This window comes from Streptomyces aquilus (assembly GCF_003955715.1).
GTDB lineage: Bacteria > Actinomycetota > Actinomycetes > Streptomycetales > Streptomycetaceae > Streptomyces > Streptomyces aquilus.
The window spans coordinates 8,495,970-8,511,742 of record NZ_CP034463.1; the positions used below are offsets into that span (position 1 = coordinate 8,495,970).

The 15,773-nt window shown below is 70.2% G+C and carries 12 protein-coding genes; 2 read left to right on the forward strand and 10 right to left on the reverse strand.

Features of this window, described 5'->3' with window-relative positions; all coding sequences use genetic code 11:
* Positions 1 to 3: 3 nt before the first annotated feature.
* The 10 genes from EJC51_RS38870 to EJC51_RS38915 form a co-directional block, all read right to left on the reverse strand.
* On the reverse strand, positions 4 to 897 hold the full coding sequence (locus EJC51_RS38870; protein WP_126275360.1) for an alpha/beta fold hydrolase: 894 nt from the start codon (positions 895 to 897) through the stop codon (positions 4 to 6).
* 138 nt (positions 898 to 1,035) lie between these two features.
* Entirely contained in the window at positions 1,036 to 1,857 is an 822-nt protein-coding gene (locus EJC51_RS38875; RefSeq protein ID WP_244363047.1) for a PaaX family transcriptional regulator, read from the reverse strand.
* Between the two features lie 55 nt (positions 1,858 to 1,912).
* Positions 1,913 to 2,764 carry a hypothetical protein gene (locus EJC51_RS38880; RefSeq protein WP_126275361.1) on the reverse strand — a complete coding sequence of 284 codons (852 nt, stop codon included), beginning with the start codon at positions 2,762 to 2,764 and terminating at the stop codon, positions 1,913 to 1,915.
* Entirely contained in the window at positions 2,764 to 4,431 is a 1,668-nt protein-coding gene (locus EJC51_RS38885; RefSeq protein WP_126275362.1) for a PHP domain-containing protein, read from the reverse strand. Before EJC51_RS38885 ends, EJC51_RS38880 begins: the two co-directional genes overlap by 1 nt.
* Positions 4,432 to 4,447: 16 nt before the next feature.
* A complete protein-coding gene (locus EJC51_RS38890; protein WP_126275363.1) occupies positions 4,448 to 6,274 on the reverse strand; it encodes a LamG-like jellyroll fold domain-containing protein in 1,827 nt (608 codons plus the stop codon).
* A 44-nt stretch (positions 6,275 to 6,318) separates the two neighbouring features.
* On the reverse strand, positions 6,319 to 9,309 hold the full coding sequence (locus EJC51_RS38895; protein WP_126275364.1) for a glycoside hydrolase family 2 TIM barrel-domain containing protein: 2,991 nt from the start codon (positions 9,307 to 9,309) through the stop codon (positions 6,319 to 6,321).
* Positions 9,306 to 10,145, reverse strand: a complete 840-nt coding sequence (locus EJC51_RS38900; protein ID WP_126275365.1) for a carbohydrate ABC transporter permease — start codon at positions 10,143 to 10,145, stop codon at positions 9,306 to 9,308. Before EJC51_RS38900 ends, EJC51_RS38895 begins: the two co-directional genes overlap by 4 nt.
* 14 nt (positions 10,146 to 10,159) lie before the next feature.
* A complete protein-coding gene (locus EJC51_RS38905; RefSeq protein ID WP_126275366.1) occupies positions 10,160 to 11,110 on the reverse strand; it encodes a carbohydrate ABC transporter permease in 951 nt (316 codons plus the stop codon).
* The gene (locus tag EJC51_RS38910) at positions 11,110 to 12,396 is read right to left on the reverse strand and encodes an ABC transporter substrate-binding protein (protein WP_126275367.1); all 1,287 of its coding nucleotides are present in this window, start codon (positions 12,394 to 12,396) and stop codon (positions 11,110 to 11,112) included. Before EJC51_RS38910 ends, EJC51_RS38905 begins: the two co-directional genes overlap by 1 nt.
* A 74-nt stretch (positions 12,397 to 12,470) precedes the next feature.
* Positions 12,471 to 13,490, reverse strand: a complete 1,020-nt coding sequence (locus EJC51_RS38915) for a carbohydrate kinase family protein (protein ID WP_126275368.1) — start codon at positions 13,488 to 13,490, stop codon at positions 12,471 to 12,473.
* 128 nt (positions 13,491 to 13,618) lie between these two features.
* On the opposite strand from EJC51_RS38915, the gene EJC51_RS38920 reads away from it, so the two are divergent.
* Together EJC51_RS38920 and EJC51_RS38925 are read left to right on the forward strand one after the other, a co-directional pair.
* Complete coding sequence (locus tag EJC51_RS38920) at positions 13,619 to 14,383, forward strand: DeoR/GlpR family DNA-binding transcription regulator (protein ID WP_126277303.1); 765 nt, start codon at positions 13,619 to 13,621, stop codon at positions 14,381 to 14,383.
* The gene (locus EJC51_RS38925) at positions 14,380 to 15,717 is read left to right on the forward strand and encodes a 6-phospho-beta-glucosidase (RefSeq protein WP_126275369.1); all 1,338 of its coding nucleotides are present in this window, start codon (positions 14,380 to 14,382) and stop codon (positions 15,715 to 15,717) included. The genes EJC51_RS38920 and EJC51_RS38925 overlap by 4 nt, the downstream gene beginning before the upstream one ends.
* Positions 15,718 to 15,773: the final 56 nt, after the last annotated feature.

Below are 15,773 nucleotides of genomic sequence, written 5' to 3' on the forward strand. Positions count from 1 at the left end.
TCCTCAGGAGCGGTGGGTCGCCAGCCGGGCCCGGCCGCCCAGGAGCCAGGTCATGACGGTCGGCAGCACCCGCAGCGAGGCGAAGTGGGCTTCCCTGGGATGCAGGACGGCGCGGCCCCTGGGGATGTGTTCGGCCAGCCACCGAGTGTGGCTGGCCGGCGAGAACATGTCCTGTTCTCCGTGCCACAACAGCACTGGCACCGAGATGTCGTCCAGGGAGAAGCCCCAGGGGGTGCAGAAGGACAGCGCGTCGTCGATCCACCCGTCGGCCGAAACGCTCAGGGCTTCCCGGTAGTTGCGTACGAGCATGGCGCGGATGCCGGCGTCGGCGACGACCTGCAGATCGGACTCGGTCAGCTCCCAGCGCAGCTCGGCGAGGAGCCGGCGCGGATCGGCGCGGATGCCGACCGATCGCTCGTGCAGACTGGCGGCCAGCTGGTCGGGCCCGGCCAGGGCCTTGGTGTACTCGTTGGTGTTGGACGCGGTCATCCCGGCGAACCAGTCGAGCCCGTCGGCGTCGCAGGGAGCGAGGCTCACCAGGACCGCGACCCGGGTCACCCGGTCCGGCAGCAGCGCGGCGCAGGCCAGTGCGTGGGGGCCGCCGCCGGAGCGGCCGACCACGGCGAAACGTTCGATACCGAGGGCGTCGGCGATGGCCGCGACATCGGCCGAGACGTGGGAGACGTGACGGCCGGGTAGCCGGTCGGAGGCGCCGTAGCCGGGGCGGTCGTAGGTGATCAGCCGCACCTGTTGGTGGTAGAGGCGCATCGGACGGGGGGCGGGGCCGAGACGGCTGCCGGGCGTGCCGTGCAGGAGGAACACCGGAGAACCGGCGAGATCGCCCGATACCTCGACGGCTAATCGCCGTCCATCCTCCGCATACACCTCTTTGCGCATCCGCGGCCTCCTCGAAAGCCCCCGTCAACTGCGGTATGCCTGGTTGTTGTGCAACGGCCATTCCCCAGTGAAGCTCAGATCATCCCGGTGCACGAGCTTTTTGCGACATTGTGAAGTGCCACCCCGCGCCAGGCCACGTCACTCGTTGACGGCGACCACCTCGATGGCGCGGCGTGCCGCCTCCCTGGCCAGCGGCGTCAGCCGTTCATGCACCCCCCGAAACGTCTTCTCCGCCTGCTCCGCGGGCCAGTCGTCCGGCAGGTGCTTCACCGGCAGGCGCGGATCGCGGCGGATCACGCGCAGCCACTCCGCCTGCAACAGCAGCCGCTGCGCCAGCGCCTCGTCGGCCTGCGGGGCCCGGGTCTCCCAGGGCTGCCAGCGGCGTACGAACGACTCGTAGCGGTCGGCGAGTTCGGGCAGTTCCCAGGTCTCCTCGATCATCGCGCCGATGTCCATGCCCGCGTCGGCATGCGCGCGGAAGACCTTCACATGGGCGGACAGGCCCAACTCGCCCACGAGGTCCGCGACGTCGACCTCGCCGGGGGCGATCCACAGGCCGCTGAACAGGGGGCCGAAGCCGGACCAGGTGAGTTTGGAGCGCAGGTCGTGGCGTTGGCGTTGCCAGGACTCGGGGAGGGAGAAGCCGAGGAGGGTCCAGGTGCCGTCCCAGTGGCGGTTCACCGCGCCGGTCTGCCAGATCCGGCGCTCACCGTCCCGCAGGACCGCCTCCGAGTGCTCGGTCAGGCCGAAGTACATGCGGCGGCCCTCGCGCTGGCGGCGCAGCAGGCCGCGGTTCACCATGCGGGTGAGGGTGGAGCGGGTCGCCTGTTCGCCGACGCCCACGCGGGCGAACACGTCGATGACGCTGCCGGAGTACACGCAGACGTCACGCCCGAGCACCTGGTCGCCCAGGAACGTGAGCATGAGGGACTGGGGCCGCAGCGACTCTTCCGTGGTCACGCGGCCCACGGTACCTCTCCCGGCCGCTCCCGAGGCCGCCGGTACCGCGCTCCGATCAGCCCGTGACCTGGCGGTACGAGTACACGGCGGTCGCCACCGCGCACACCCCCGGCGGGATCACCTCCGCGCGGAGCGTGCCGCTGCGCGCGTCGTAGTCGACGCCCTCCGCTTCGAAGGCGCCGTCCGCGCAGATGCTGCGCTGCGGCAGGGCGAACAGGCTCTTCACCGTGCCGGTGATCGGCTGCCCGTCCAGCTCGCGGGGGAGGTCCACCTGGAGGAGGGGGCGGAGCTCCGGGAACAGGGTGCCCGTGGCGTCGTTCGACGCGCACACCAGGCGGGTGTCCGTCACGAAGTCGCAGCCCTGGACGTCCCGTACCGGCTTGTCGAGAGTGATCTGCCACGCCTCCGCCAGTGCTCCGCCCGTCGGTGGGGTCGCCGGGTTGAGGACGGGGGTGGGGAAGACCTGGAGTCGGTTCTGGTCGCCCCACTCGCCCGACACCAGCCACTGACCGTCGGGAGAGACGCTCGCGAAGGAGTTGTTGATCTTCTCCCCAGGGTTGAGCCTGTGGACGTACTCGTAGCGCTTCCCGGCCGGCGTCGTCACCGCGAACATCTTCGACGTGCCCGTGTCCGGGCCCTGGTAGGCGTCGAAGACGTAGCCGTTCGCGATGTCCGGGTCGCCGACGTGGTTCCAGCCCTCGACGCGCAGGGACAACGGGATGTCGGCCAGTCCGCGGTGCAGGAGGGAGCCGTCCGCCCGGGCGGCGAGCCCCTGCCCGCCGCCGAGCGTGTCGGTGTACGTCGTACCGGTCTCGGCCCAAGAGGGCTCACCGGCCGCCGCAGCCGGGCCCACGCCCAGCACGGCGGCACCGAATAAGCAGCCCAGGACAGTGAGATGACGTCTCATCAGGCACCCGCCACGTCGACGAAGATGGGGTTCGAATAGAACCACGTGTCCGCCCACGGGTCACCGTCGCCGGGCGTGTGCGGGATCGGACCGTTGGGGTCGACGGCGGCGCCGAGGTAGCCCGCACCATGGCGGTTGCCGTCGCTGCCGCGCAGCCGGACGTAGAAGGACTCGTCCCCGGCGGTCAGCGGGATGCGCAGGGTGTACGTCCCCTTCCGGCCGCTCACGTCCTTCGTCTGGACGACCTTGGTGTCGGGGGCCCGCCAGGAGTCGCGGTCGGTCACCGGGCCGCGCACCGCGCCCCGGATCACGTCCACGTGCGCCAACTCCGGCAGGATTCCCTGGGGGTTGGGGCGGGACGCGGTCGTGACCGTCACGTACAGGCTGATCCTCTCGCCCTTGCGGACGCGCAGCCGGCCGCCGAGCGTGACGCCCCGGCCCGCGTCGCAGTCCCGCTTCAGGCGGACGTCGAGGCCGTCGAGCAGATGGCCGTGGTCCAGCCAGACGCGGCCCGCGCGCAGGCCCGCCATCACCGCGCGGTAGCCGTAGCGGGTGACGCCGACGTGGGTGCGGCTGAACTCGCCGGGCCAGAAGTCGCTGCCGGGCTGCGGGGTGTCGGTGTTCACCGGGTCGGGGAGCTTGCCGGTGTTGTCGAAGTTCTGGCCGGCGGGCCAGTCGCCGTTCTTCCAGGTGTCGAAGACCGTGCGGTGGTTGTCGGAGTTGGTGGTGATCGTGAAGAGACGGCCCTCGGCGAGCAGCGCGTCCCACAGGCCGCCGACGGTGGCCGTCGCCCAGTCGAAGCCGCCGTACGTCAGATACGCGTCCGCCGGGTAGCCCGCCCAGGACTGCGCCGACGGCTTGTTCTCGTACTCGCCGCGGATCGAGTTCGCGCCGCGCCAGCCGGGGAGGGCGGCGCCCTGGGCGCCCGGCGCGCCCTCCATGCCGATCATGATCTCGGGAGCCGCGTCCCGCCAGTTGCGCATCTCGTGCGGGGAGTCGATACCGAGGCGCAGCGGGTGGTTGGCGAGGACGAGGACGTCGTCCACGTACCCCGAACGGCGTTGTTCCGCGAGCCACTTGATGGCCTTGACCGCGTGGGCCTCGTTGCGGGCGGTGTCGGTCGCGCCGGCCGAGCCCTCGGTGTAGCCGAGCAGCTTGCCGTCGTAGGCGAGCTCGAACTGGGTGAGCAGATCGGTCTCGTGCGGGCCGGGCGCGGCGAAGATCGTGCAGTGCTCGGCGGCCGGGATGTACCACTCCAGACCCTGGAAGATCAGCTGACGCGGGTTCTCCGCACGGGCCTTGACGATCTCGGCGTGCTCCAGCTTGGCACCGTAGTTGGCGTGCCCGAAGTTGGAGTGCTCGTTGAACACCATCCAGTCGAGGCCGTACTTGGCGGCGGCCTGCGCCTGCTGGGAGAACGTGTACTTGGCGTCGTGGCTGTACACGGAGTGGACGTGGTGGTCGCCGACGAGGTAGGCGAGATGCGGGTCGTGGCCGCCGAGGCGCTGTTCGGCGGCCGCGGCGGGTACGGCCGCCCCGCCGAGGGCGAAGGCCGCCCCGAACAGGCCCGCGCGGCGCAGGAGTCCACGCCTCGACAGGCCCTGCGGGTCGAGCTCGGCGGGGGAGACGGACGGGTCGGCCCAGGAGGGCAGCTGCTGCTCGGTCATGGTGATCCTCGACAGGTCAGTGGTTCATGAAGGACGTGACGGGCAGCGCCCGTTCGACGATGCGGACGTCGCCGAGGCGGCCGTGCAGGATCTGGTCGATCTTCCCGCCGTACTCGTAGCCGCCGAGCAGCCACGGCAGGCCCACGGAGGTGATGCCGATCGCGGTCGCCTTCGGGTTGCGGACGACCGGGCAGCCCTCGACGTAGAGAGTGGTGTGCCGGCCGTCGTTGACGATCGCGAGATGCCACCAGGTCTCCAGCGGCGTCTCCTGGCCCCAGTTGGTGGCGATGCCCTCCTGGTTCAGCGGACGCATCGCCCACTGCGGCTCACGGTCGTTGGAGAGGGACAGCGTGGCCAGCGGCTCGTCGGGGTCGTCGGCGGTCTTGCCGGCGGCGCCGCCCGTACCGGTACGGCTGACGATGCCGGACCAGGCGTGGTGGTCGGGGTCCCAGTCGGCGGGGAGGCGGTAGAACGCCTCGATGGTGTAACCCGCCTTGAAGGTCGCCGAGTTGAGCGGGGCGCCGTCGACCGTGCGCAGGTACGCGCCCTTCAGCGGGGACTTGTAGCCCTGGAACTCCAGGCTGCCGTGGCCGGGCTGGTCGGGATGGTGGTCGGCGGACCAGCCGAGGGTGCCGCCGCCGACCGTGACGAGACCGAGGTCGTTGCCGCGTCCGGACAGGTCACGGACCTTGTCCGTCACCGCGCTGTCGAACCGCCAGTAGGCCACCGTTCCCGGTATCAGCATCCGCGACACCGGACGGGCCGGACGGGCGGGCACCGGGGCGAAGCCGGAGAAGCGGTCGGCGAAGTCGATGTCGACCGTGAACCGGTCGGCGTCACCGCTGAGTTCGATCTCCTGCCGCTCCAGCTCGTTGAGCCCCTTCCCGGCCCGGCCCAGGATCCACGGCGACACGGTCTCGACGTCGATGACGCCCCGGTCCAGGTCGAAGCGGTAGAGCCGGATCATCGCGGCGCCGCCGAAGTAGCGGTTCTGGTAGTTCGTCAGATGGAGGTGGACGTCATGTCCCGCCGCGTTCTTGCGCGTCGCGCGGGCGGCGGGCCAGTAGTGGCCGTTGAGGGTGAGGAAGATCTGGTCGTGGTCCGCGACCAGCCGGTCCCACAGCTGCTGCCCGTAGTCGGACAGGGTGTCGTCCTCGACGACCAGCTCGTGCGTGGTGAGGATGACCGGCGTCCTCGGATGGGCGGCGAGGACTTCCTTCGCCCATGCGTACCCCTTGTCCGACAGCCGCCAGTCCAGTGCCAGGACCAGCCACTCGCGCCCTGCGGCCCGGAAGAGGTGGAAGGTGTTGTAGCCGTCGGGGGAGGCACCGCCGAAGGTCTTGTGACCCTTGAACCGGGCCGGGCCGAAGGCGTCCAGATACGGTGTCGCCCCGCGCTGGTCGGTGGTCGACGACTTCACGTCGTGGTTGCCGGCGAGGACGCTGTAGCCGACCCCGCGCCGGTCGAGCAGCCTGAACGCCTCGCTGATCGCGGTGACTTCGGCACTCGCCCCGTTCTGGGTGAGGTCGCCGAGATGCGACAGGAAGACGATGTTCTCCTCCTTGCCGTGCTCCAGCAGATAGCGCAGGGAGGCCTCGACGGGTGCCTTGTCGATGCTCGGTCCGTCGAAGAGGTACTGCGTGTCCGGCATGACGGCGAGCGTGAAGCGGCGGCTGTCGGTGTCGGGTCGCCAGTGCGAGGCGGAGGGGGCGGCCTCGGCCGCGGTCGGCAGCGCGACCCCGGCCGTGGCGGCGGCGCCGAGCAGCGCGGTGGCCCGCAGGAAGCTGCGCCGTCCGGCGCCGGCCTGGGCATGCTCGGCCCCGTGTTCAGGCAAAGTGCACACGTGTGCTCCGTAAGAGAGGTACGAGAAGTGAGAACCCTGGGGGTTCAGAGAACGCGCAGGGCCCAGCTCCAGCGGTGGACACCCGGTGCGACGAGATAGGACGGGAAGGTGTCGGGGCCGCACGACGCCGTGCCGAGCCCCCGGTGGGCCGCGTCGATGTGCACGACGCACCCGGGACGCGGCACCAGCTGGTCATGGTGGGCCACCGCACTCAGATCGGCGGCCCGGTAACGCGTCACCGACACCTGGCGCGGCTCGTCGAGCGCGACCGTGAGCCCGGTCGCGTCCGGTGCCGACAGCCTGAAGTGCCGTACGCCGTGTCGGCCGCCGCTCTCCTGCGGACGCAGATAGGGGGTGAACAGGTCGTCCACCGGCACCGAGTGGTGACCCACGGGAGCACCACCAGAGCGGTCGGGGTACGACTCCCACGGTCCGGGCCCGTACCACTCCATCAGGTCGAGCCCAGGAACCGTCTCGAACACGGAGCCCACCCGCGCCACATCGGCGAGCGCGTCCGGCAGCTCTGCCGACTCCTCGATCCGCACCCCGCCCTCGACCGGCGTGAACACCTGCACATGCCGTACGACACCGACCTCGGCGGCGTACTCGGCCAGCACGGTGACCCGGTCCCCGTCCCGGCGTACGTCGACGACCTTGCGGACGAGGGCGTCCAGCCCCCAGGACCGCCAGCGCAACGCCATGCCGCCCAGCTCGTCGTTGTCGGTGGGCGCCCGCCACAGGGAGAGCGCGGGGGCGGCGGTGAGGAGGGGGTGGACGAGCAGGCCGTCGGCGTCGACCTGGACGGGAGCCGAGGAGAAGTCGACCTGGACGGGAGCCGAGGAGAAGTCGACCTCGACGGGAGCCGAGGAGAAACGGTTCGCCGGATCCACCGAACCCCCCGGTACCGCCTCCCGCAACCGCACCTGCGGCAGACACACCACCGTCCCCGCCGGCGCCCACGCCTCGTCCCGCGCGGTGGTGATCCGCAGCGTCAGCCACGCCTCCCCACCGTCCACCGGCAGTGCGAAGGGCAGCGGCACGGCCGCGGTCTGCCCCGGCCGCAGGTCGGGCAGCTCGGCCGGCGCCGTCAGCACCCGGCCGTCGGCCAACGACAGCTCCCACGTGCCGGACAGCCAGTCCAGGCCCCGGAAGTGCTGATGGTTGCCGAGCACGATGCCCTCGTGCCGGTAGGTCTCGATCCGTACCGGCGCCGCGATCTCGCGGTGTTCGTACATCACCGGCTTGGGCGTGCGGTCCGGGAACACCACGCCGTCCGCGATGAACGCCCCGTCATGGAGGCGTTCGCCGAAGTCGCCGCCGTACGCCCAGCGATACCCGGGCGCGGCGACACCGTTGTCATAGAGCCCGGCGCCCCCACGCCCGACCGGTCTTCCGTCGCTCACACGCTGAAGGATTCCGTGGTCCCAGAACTCCCAGATGAACCCGCCCTGAAGACCCGGGGTGGACTCGATGGCGGCCCAATGGTCGGCCAGCGTGCCGTTGCTGTTGCCCATGGCGTGCGAGTACTCGCACTGGATGAGCGGCTTGGTCTGCTCGCCGGACAGGGCGTGCGCCACGCAGTCCTCCAGCGGCGCGTACATCGGACACGCGATGTCGGAGGCCACCCCCGGATCCGCCCAGCCCAGCTTGGCCGCGCCCTCGTACTGGACCGGCCGCGTCGGGTCGTGCCGGCGGACCCAGCCGGCCGCGGCGTCGTGGTTGGCGCCGTAGTCGGACTCGTTGCCGAGGGACCAGATGATCACCGAGGGGTGGTTCTTGTCGCGCAGCACCATCCGTGAGACGCGGTCCACGAAGGCGTTCAGATAGCGCGGGTCGTCGGCGATCTCGTGGGCGTGGTCGTGCGACTCGATGTCGGCCTCGTCGACGACGTAGAAGCCGAGCTCGTCGGCCAGGTCGTACAGACCGGGGTCGTTCGGGTAGTGGGCGGTGCGGATCGCGTTGAAGCCGAAGCGCTTCAGCAGGACCAGGTCCGCGCGCATGTCGTCGTACGACACCGTCCGCCCGGTCAGCGGGTGGAAGTCGTGGCGGTTGACGCCCCGGATGTAGACCCGCTCGCCGTTGACGAGGAGGTCACGGCCGACGATCTCGACGTCACGGAAGCCGATGCGGTGGTACGACGTGTCGGCGACCGTGCCGTCCGCGCGGTGCAGTCGGACGGTGAGGCCGTACAGCTCGGGCGTCTCGGCGTTCCAGGTGCGGACGTCGGGGACGACGGTCCGCATCCGGGCCTCGCCGAGGAAGTCGGAGACGCGCTCGTCCTCGGCGTTCAGGCGGTCGAACTCCGCGTCCTGCGTCAGCGGGAGGCCGTCGAGGTCCCCGCTGACGTACCACCCCTCGGGCAGCGCCCCGCCCGCCTCCCGCACCCGGCAGTCGACCCGCAGCTCGCCGCTGTACGCGGCCCGCACGGTCACGTCCGCGAGATGCAGCGGGTCCGTGGCGTACAGCAGCACCGAGCGGGTGATCCCGCCGTGCCACCACTGGTCCTGGTCCTCGATGTGCGAGGCGTCGGACCATTTGACGACCGTGAGGCGGAGCGTGCTGGACGAACCGGGGGCGACCAGGCCCGTCAGGTCGAACTCGGCCGCCAGGTGGGAGTCCTTGGAGATACCGACCGGCCGCCCGTCCACGTGCACGAGCAGCACGCTCTCGGCCGCGCCGACCTGGAGGACGATCCGGCGGCCGGCCCAGTCGGCGGGGACGTCCACTTCCCGCTCGTAGACGCCTGTCGGGTTCTCGGCGGGCGGCAGCGGCGGGAACTCCGTGAACGGCATCCGGACGTTCAGGTACTGCGGCAGGTCGTCCGTGCCCTGCATCGTCCAGACGCCGGGGACGGGCGCCGGGGACCAGGAGCCGCCGACCGGCGCGTCCGGACGGGACAGCAGCTGGAAACGCCAGTCGCCGTCCTGGGGGAGTGATCCGGAGCGCCGGTCGACGGCGTTCATGGGGAGCCGCCCCCAGGAGGTCACCTCGGGTGCCTCCCAGGGGCGCAGGGCGATGAGCGGATCGTGGGTCATCCGCGGACGGCTCCCTTCGCGAGGTCGCCGATGATCTGCTTGGCGCCGACCGCGAACACGATCAGCAGCGGGATGAGGGCGAGCAGCGCGCCCGTCATCACGATGCCGTAGTCCGTGGTGCCGTGGGTGCCGTTGAGCTGGGACAGGGCGACCTGGAGTGTCACGTTGTCGGGGTTGGTGAGGGCGATCAGGGGCCAGGCGAAGTCGTTCCACTGGCCCATGAAGGTGAAGATGCCGAGGAAGGCGAGACCGGGGCGGACCACCGGCAGTGCCACGTGCCAGTACTGGCGCAGGAAGTTCGCGCCGTCGAGCTTCGAGGCGTCGAGGAGCTCGTCGTGGATGGCGGACTTCATGTACTGGCGCATCCAGAAGATGCCGAACGCGTTGGCCGCGGCCGGCACGATCAGCGCGGTCATCGAGCCGATCCAGCCGATCTTCGCCATGATCACGAACTGCGGGATGACGGACAGCTGCGCCGGCACCATGAAGATGACCATCAGCAGCCCGAACAGCACGTTCTTGCCGGGGAACTCGAACTTGGCGAAGACGAAGGCCGCGAGCGAGTCGAAGAGCAGGACCAGGAACGTCACCGACAGCGCGACCAGCAGCGAGTTCCACATCGACCCGAAGAAGTCGATGGCGTCGAAGAGATGGCGGACGTTCTCCAGGAAGTGCGTGCCCGGCAGCAGCTTGGGCGGGTAGGAGAAGATCTCCGTCGAGCTGTGCGTCGACATGATCACGGCCCAGTAGAACGGGAAGGCCGAGACGATCGTGCCGAGGATCAGCGGGAGGTGCAGCGCGATCCCTCTGCGGCGGGACCCCTTGATGGAAGACATGGTGTGCGCCCTTCCTAGTCGCCGCGGCGCTGCACGAGGCGCCAGTTGATGATCGAGAAGAGGACGACGACGAGGAAGATGCCCCACGCCACGGCGGCGCCGTACCCGAAGTCGTTGTTGTCGAAGGTCTGCTGGAAGAAGTAGAGGACCATCGTCTGGCCGGAGTGGCCCGGACCGCCCGCGAACGTGGAGTCGTTGGACGAGGTCTGGAGCAGCACCTGTGGTTCGGAGAAGCTCTGCAGACCGGTGACCGTCGAGACGACCAGGACGAACAGCAGCGTCGGCCGCAGCAGCGGCAGCGTGATCCGGAAGAAGGTCTGGATCGGGCCGGCGCCGTCCATGCGGGCGGCCTCGTACAGGTCGCTCGGGATGGTCTGGAGTCCGGCGAGGAAGATGATCGCGTTGTAGCCGGTCCACTGCCAGGTCATCAGCGCGGCGATGGTGACCTTGATGCCCCACGGGGTGTTCAGCCAGGCCACCTGGTCGAGTCCGACGCCGTGCAGTACGGCGTTCACGACGCCGTTGTTGGTGGAGAAGATCGATCCGAAGACGATCGCGATGGCGACGACCGAGGTGACGTTCGGCAGGAAGTACGCGACGCGGTACAGACCCTTGAAGCGGACCGCCGAGTTGAGCATCACGGCGGTGACCATCGCCAGGAAGATCATGGGGAAGGTGGCCAGCGCCCAGATGATGATCGTGTTGCCGATCGAGTTCCAGAAGTCGCTGTCGCTCAGCAGGTACTGGTACTGCGAGAGCCCGGCCCACTCCATCGAGCCGAGGCCGTCCCAGCGGTGGAAGGACAGGTAGAGCGAGAAGCCGACCGGGAAGAGGCCGAAGGCGAGGAAGATGAGGTAGAAGGGCGAGATGGCGGCGTAGAGATGCCAGTACTTGCGGAAGCCGCTTCTGGGCTTGGTCGTCGACGGTTGCGCCACGGCCGGCGGGGTCTGTTCGAGGACGGCCATCAGTAGCTCACCCCCAGGTGCTTCGCGATCCGGCGGCACTTGCTCATGGCGTCACTCCAGGCCTGCTTCGGGTCCTTGCCGAGGACACCGACGTTCTTGATCTCGTCCTTGATGGGCTGCCCGAGGGCGACGTCGAACGGGCTGTTGTAGGCGACCGCGATCTTCTGCGCGGCCGGCCCGAAGACGTCGGTGGTGACCTGGCCGCCGAAGAACGCGTCCGGCTCCTGCATCTGCTTGAGGTCGTAGGAGGCGGGCGTGGAGGGGAAGAGGCCCGCGTCGACGTAACCCTGTGCCTGGTTGGGCGCGTTGAGCATCCAGGTGATGATCTGGAAGGCCTTCTCGGGTTCCCGGCACGCCTTGGTGATCGACAGGAACGAGCCGCCGTTGTTGGCGGGCCGTACCGGCATGTCGGCGACCCGGTACCGGCCCTTGGTCTTCGGCACACCGTTCTTGATGTCGAAGGCCGCCCAGGAGGCCCCCAGTTCGCTCGGCAGCTTGCCGTCCTGCTTGGCCGACAGCTGGTCCGGGGTGCCGTTCACGAGGTCGGAGACGATGCCGCGGCGCTTGGCCTCCACGGCGAGCGCCCAGGCGTGGCGCACATGCTCCTGGTCGCCGATGAAGTGGCGGTCCTTGTCGACGTACCGCTTGGAGCCCTGCTGCACGACGTTCTCGAAGACGGAGTTGACGTCGGTGAGGAGCATGGTCCCCGGAAGCCGCTTCTTCAGCTGCTCACCCGCGGCGAAGAAGTTCTCCCAGGTGTTCAACTCCCGGGAGACGTCCGCCGGTTCGTACGGCAGCCCCGCCTTCTGGAAGATGTCGTACTGGTAGTAGTGCGCGACCGGCCCGCAGTCGATCGGGAAGCCGACCATCGTGCCGTCGTCGGCGATGCCCTGGTCCCACTTCCAGGACAGGTACTGGTCCTTGTACTTCTCCGCGCCCAGCGTCCGCAGATCGATGAACTGGTCCGCGTTGGGGAGGTACGCGGCCATGTCCTCGCCCTTGAGCCCCGCGATGTCGGGGATGTGGGCGCGGCCCGTGATGGTGGTGATGAGCTTGGAGCGGTACTGGCCGCCGATCTGGATGGCGTCCAGGCTCACCGAGCTGTCGTAGCGGGCCTTGGCGTTCTTCACGACGGTGTCGCTCAGGCCGCCGCTCCAGTACCACAGGACCATGTTCCGGCCGGTCGAACCGGTCGGAACGGCACAGCCGGACGCCAGGCCGCCGAGCGCCGTGGCGGCCGTACCGGCCAGGCCCGCGCGGAGCAGGCCTCTTCGTGAGAGCCGCACAGCTCCCACCGCCTTTCGGATCTTTTCGGGACTTCGCAGGGAAGGGTCGTGGGGGGGAGTACTGCTTCGGGCCGTCAGGTCTGCCGTGCGGGTGGGGTCACGGGGGCGTACGCGACGGGCGGCCCGGGATCGTCCGGGAGCCGGTCCGCCAGGAAGCCGTACGCCGACTTCAGGTCGGGGTCGGTCAGGGAGCGCCACCAGCGGTCGACGCCGTACCAGCCGGGAGCCGCCAGCGCGCCACCGGGCCGCTGGACGGAGAGCCCGGCGGCGAGGACGGCGAACCGCAGCCGCTCCTCCAGCGGCCAGCCGCCGAGCGAGGCGGCGACGAAGCTCGCGCCGAACACGTCGCCGGCGCCGGTCGCGTCCAGGACATCGATGTCGAGGGCCGGGACGTCCGCGTACTCGCCGGTCGTCTGGTCGACCGCGACGGCCCCGTCACCCCCGCGTGTGACCACGGCCACCGGCACCAGCTCGGAGAGCGTGCCGAGGGCCGCCCGCGCGCTGTCGGTGCGGGTGTAGGCCATCGCCTCGGACTCGTTGGGGAGGAAGGCGTGGCACAGCTTCAGCTGGTCGAGGAGGTCGGTGGACCACTGCTGGGTGGGGTCCCAGCCGACGTCCGCGTAGATGTGAGTGCCGTTCGCGGCGGCCCGGGCGATCCACTCGCGGGGCTCGGCCTCGATGTGCACGAGGGCCGTACGCGCCTCGGGCGGGTCGCCCATCAGCGCGTCCTGCGAGAACGGCGGCTCGGAGCCGTGGGTGACGAGGGCCCGGTCGTGGCCCTGGGCCAGCGAGACGGTGACGGGGGTGGGCCAGCCGTCCGCGGTGCGGGAGAGGGAGAGGTCGATGTCCTCCTGGTCGCACAGCACGTCCCGGCAGTACTCGCCGTAGAAGTCGTCGCCGAAGACCGTGGCCAGCGAGGTGCGTAGCCCGAACCGGGAGGCCGCCACCGCGAGGTTCGCGATGCCGCCGGGGCCGCACCCCATGCCGCCGGTCCAGATCTCCTCGCCCGGCGTCGGCGGCTTTCCGAGCCCCGTGAGGACGAGGTCGTAGAAGAGCAGCCCGGTCAGGAGTACGTCGGGCCTGTCGTCATCCACACTCGGCACCTCTCGTCAAAACTCGTCAATTTCGATGACCGGAATCGTGCGCCGCTCCGCACGATTGGTCAATACCCGAGCAGAACTGAGCATGGAAATGATTGAAGATGACGAGTACTGTTCACGGCATGCTGGCGGAACGACGACATCAACTCATCCTGCGGGCCCTGCGCTCGGGCGGCCCCGCGGCTGTGACCGACCTCTCCGAGCAGCTCGGTGTGAGCCCCGCCACCATCCGGCGTGACCTGGTCAAACTGGAGGAGGACGGGCTGCTCACCCGGGTCCACGGCGGTGCCCGCGCCGAGGAGGGCGACCAGCCCTTCGCCGAGGTCGCCGAGGTCAGGGTGGCCGAGAAGGACGCCATAGCCGCTCATGCGGCGGCCATGGTCAAGGACGGCCAGTCGGTCCTCCTCGACATCGGCACCACCGCCTACCGCCTCGCCCGCCAGCTGCACGGCCGCCGTCTCACGGTGATCACCAGCAACCTGGTGGTCTACGAGGAGCTCGCCGACGACGAGGGCATCGAGCTGGTCCTGCTCGGCGGCATGGTCCGCCGCGAGTACCGCTCCCTGGTCGGCTTCCTCACCGAGGACAACCTGCGCCAGCTGCACGCCGACTGGCTCTTCCTCGGCACCAGTGGAGTGCGCCCCGGTGGGCAGGTGATGGACACGACGGTCGTCGAGGTGCCGGTCAAACGCGCCATGATCAAGGCGAGCGACAAGGTCGTGCTGCTCGCCGACGCGGCGAAGTTCCCGGGTACGGGGATGGCGAAGGTCTGCGGTCCCGAGGACCTGGACGTGGTGGTGACGAACGCGCCGGTGGACCCGGCGACGCGGGCCTCCCTGGAGGAGGCGGGCGTCGAGGTCGTACCGGCAGGAAAGGCTCAAGCGTGAAGCTGACGATTCTGGGCGGCGGCGGGTTCCGGGTGCCGCTCGTGTACGGGGCGCTGCTGGGCGACCGCGGCGAGGGGCGGGTGACCGAGGTCGTCCTGCACGACCTCGACGCCGGCCGGCTCACCGCGGTGACCCGGGTGCTCGCCGAGCAGGCCTCCCAGGCGGAGGACGCCCCCGTGGTGACCGCCACGACCGACCTCGACGAGGCCCTGCGCGGCGCCGACTTCGTCTTCTCGGCGATCCGCGTGGGCGGCCTCGAAGGCCGGGCCAACGACGAGCGGGTGGCCCTGGCGGAGGGCGTCCTCGGCCAGGAGACGGTCGGCGCCGGCGGCATCGCCTACGGCCTGCGCACGGTCCCGGTCGCCGTCGACATCGCCCGGCGGGTGGCCCGCCTCGCCCCCGACGCCTGGGTCATCAACTTCACCAACCCGGCCGGTCTGGTCACCGAGGCCATGTCCCGCCACCTCGGCGACCGCGTCATCGGCATCTGCGACTCGCCGGTCGGCCTCGGCCGCCGTATCGCGCGCGTGCTCGGCGCCGACCCGCGCGAGGCCTGGATCGACTACGTCGGCCTCAACCACCTCGGCTGGGTGCGTGGCCTGCGCGTCGCGGGCCGCGACGAGCTCCCGCGGCTGCTCGCCGACCCGGAGCTCCTCGGCTCCTTCGAGGAGGGCAAGCTCTTCGGCGTCGACTGGCTCCAGTCCCTCGGCGCGATCCCCAACGAATACCTGCACTACTACTACTTCAACCGCGAGGCCGTCCGCGCCTACCAGCAGGCCGAGAAGACCCGCGGCGCCTTCCTCCACGACCAGCAGGCCCGCTTCTACGACGAGGTCGGCGCCCCCGGTGCGAAGGCCCTGGACGTCTGGGACCACACCCGCGCCGAGCGCGAGGCCACCTACATGTCCGAGAACCGCGAGACCGCCGGCGCCGGCGAGCGCGACGCCGACGACCTCTCCGGCGGCTACGAGAAGGTCGCCCTCGCCCTGATGCGGGCCATCGCCCGCGACGAGCGCACCACCCTGATCCTGAACGTCCGCAACCAGAGCACCCTCTCGGTGCTCGACAACGATGCCGTGATCGAGGTCCCGTGCCTCGTGGACGCCAACGGCGCCCACCCGGTCACCGTCGCCCCGCTGCCCGACCACGCCACCGGCCTGGTCTGCGCGGTCAAGGCGGTCGAGCGCGAGGTGCTCGCCGCGGCCGGGTCCGGCTCCCGCGAGACCGCGGTGAAGGCCTTCGCGCTGCATCCGCTCGTGGACTCCGTGAACGTCGCCCGTCGGCTGGTGGAGGGCTATCGCGAGGTCCATCCGGGCCTGGCGTACCTTAGGTGACCACCTGCTGGTAAGCGCTTTCCAAACTCTTTCAGACCGCTCCCTCCTGGAGACTC

Bases quoted from the DNA above. Each gene is read 5' to 3' on its own strand.
- EJC51_RS38870 (WP_126275360.1), bottom strand. From the start codon at position 897: ATGCGCAAAGAGGTGTATGCGGAGGATGGACGGCGATTAGCCGTCGAG.
- EJC51_RS38880 (WP_126275361.1), bottom strand. From the start codon at position 2,764: ATGAGACGTCATCTCACTGTCCTGGGCTGCTTATTCGGTGCCGCCGTG.
- EJC51_RS38885 (WP_126275362.1), bottom strand. From the start codon at position 4,431: ATGACCGAGCAGCAGCTGCCCTCCTGGGCCGACCCGTCCGTCTCCCCC.
- EJC51_RS38895 (WP_126275364.1), bottom strand. From the start codon at position 9,309: ATGACCCACGATCCGCTCATCGCCCTGCGCCCCTGGGAGGCACCCGAG.
- EJC51_RS38900 (WP_126275365.1), bottom strand. From the start codon at position 10,145: ATGTCTTCCATCAAGGGGTCCCGCCGCAGAGGGATCGCGCTGCACCTC.
- EJC51_RS38905 (WP_126275366.1), bottom strand. From the start codon at position 11,110: ATGGCCGTCCTCGAACAGACCCCGCCGGCCGTGGCGCAACCGTCGACG.
- EJC51_RS38920 (WP_126277303.1), top strand. From the start codon at position 13,619: ATGCTGGCGGAACGACGACATCAACTCATCCTGCGGGCCCTGCGCTCG.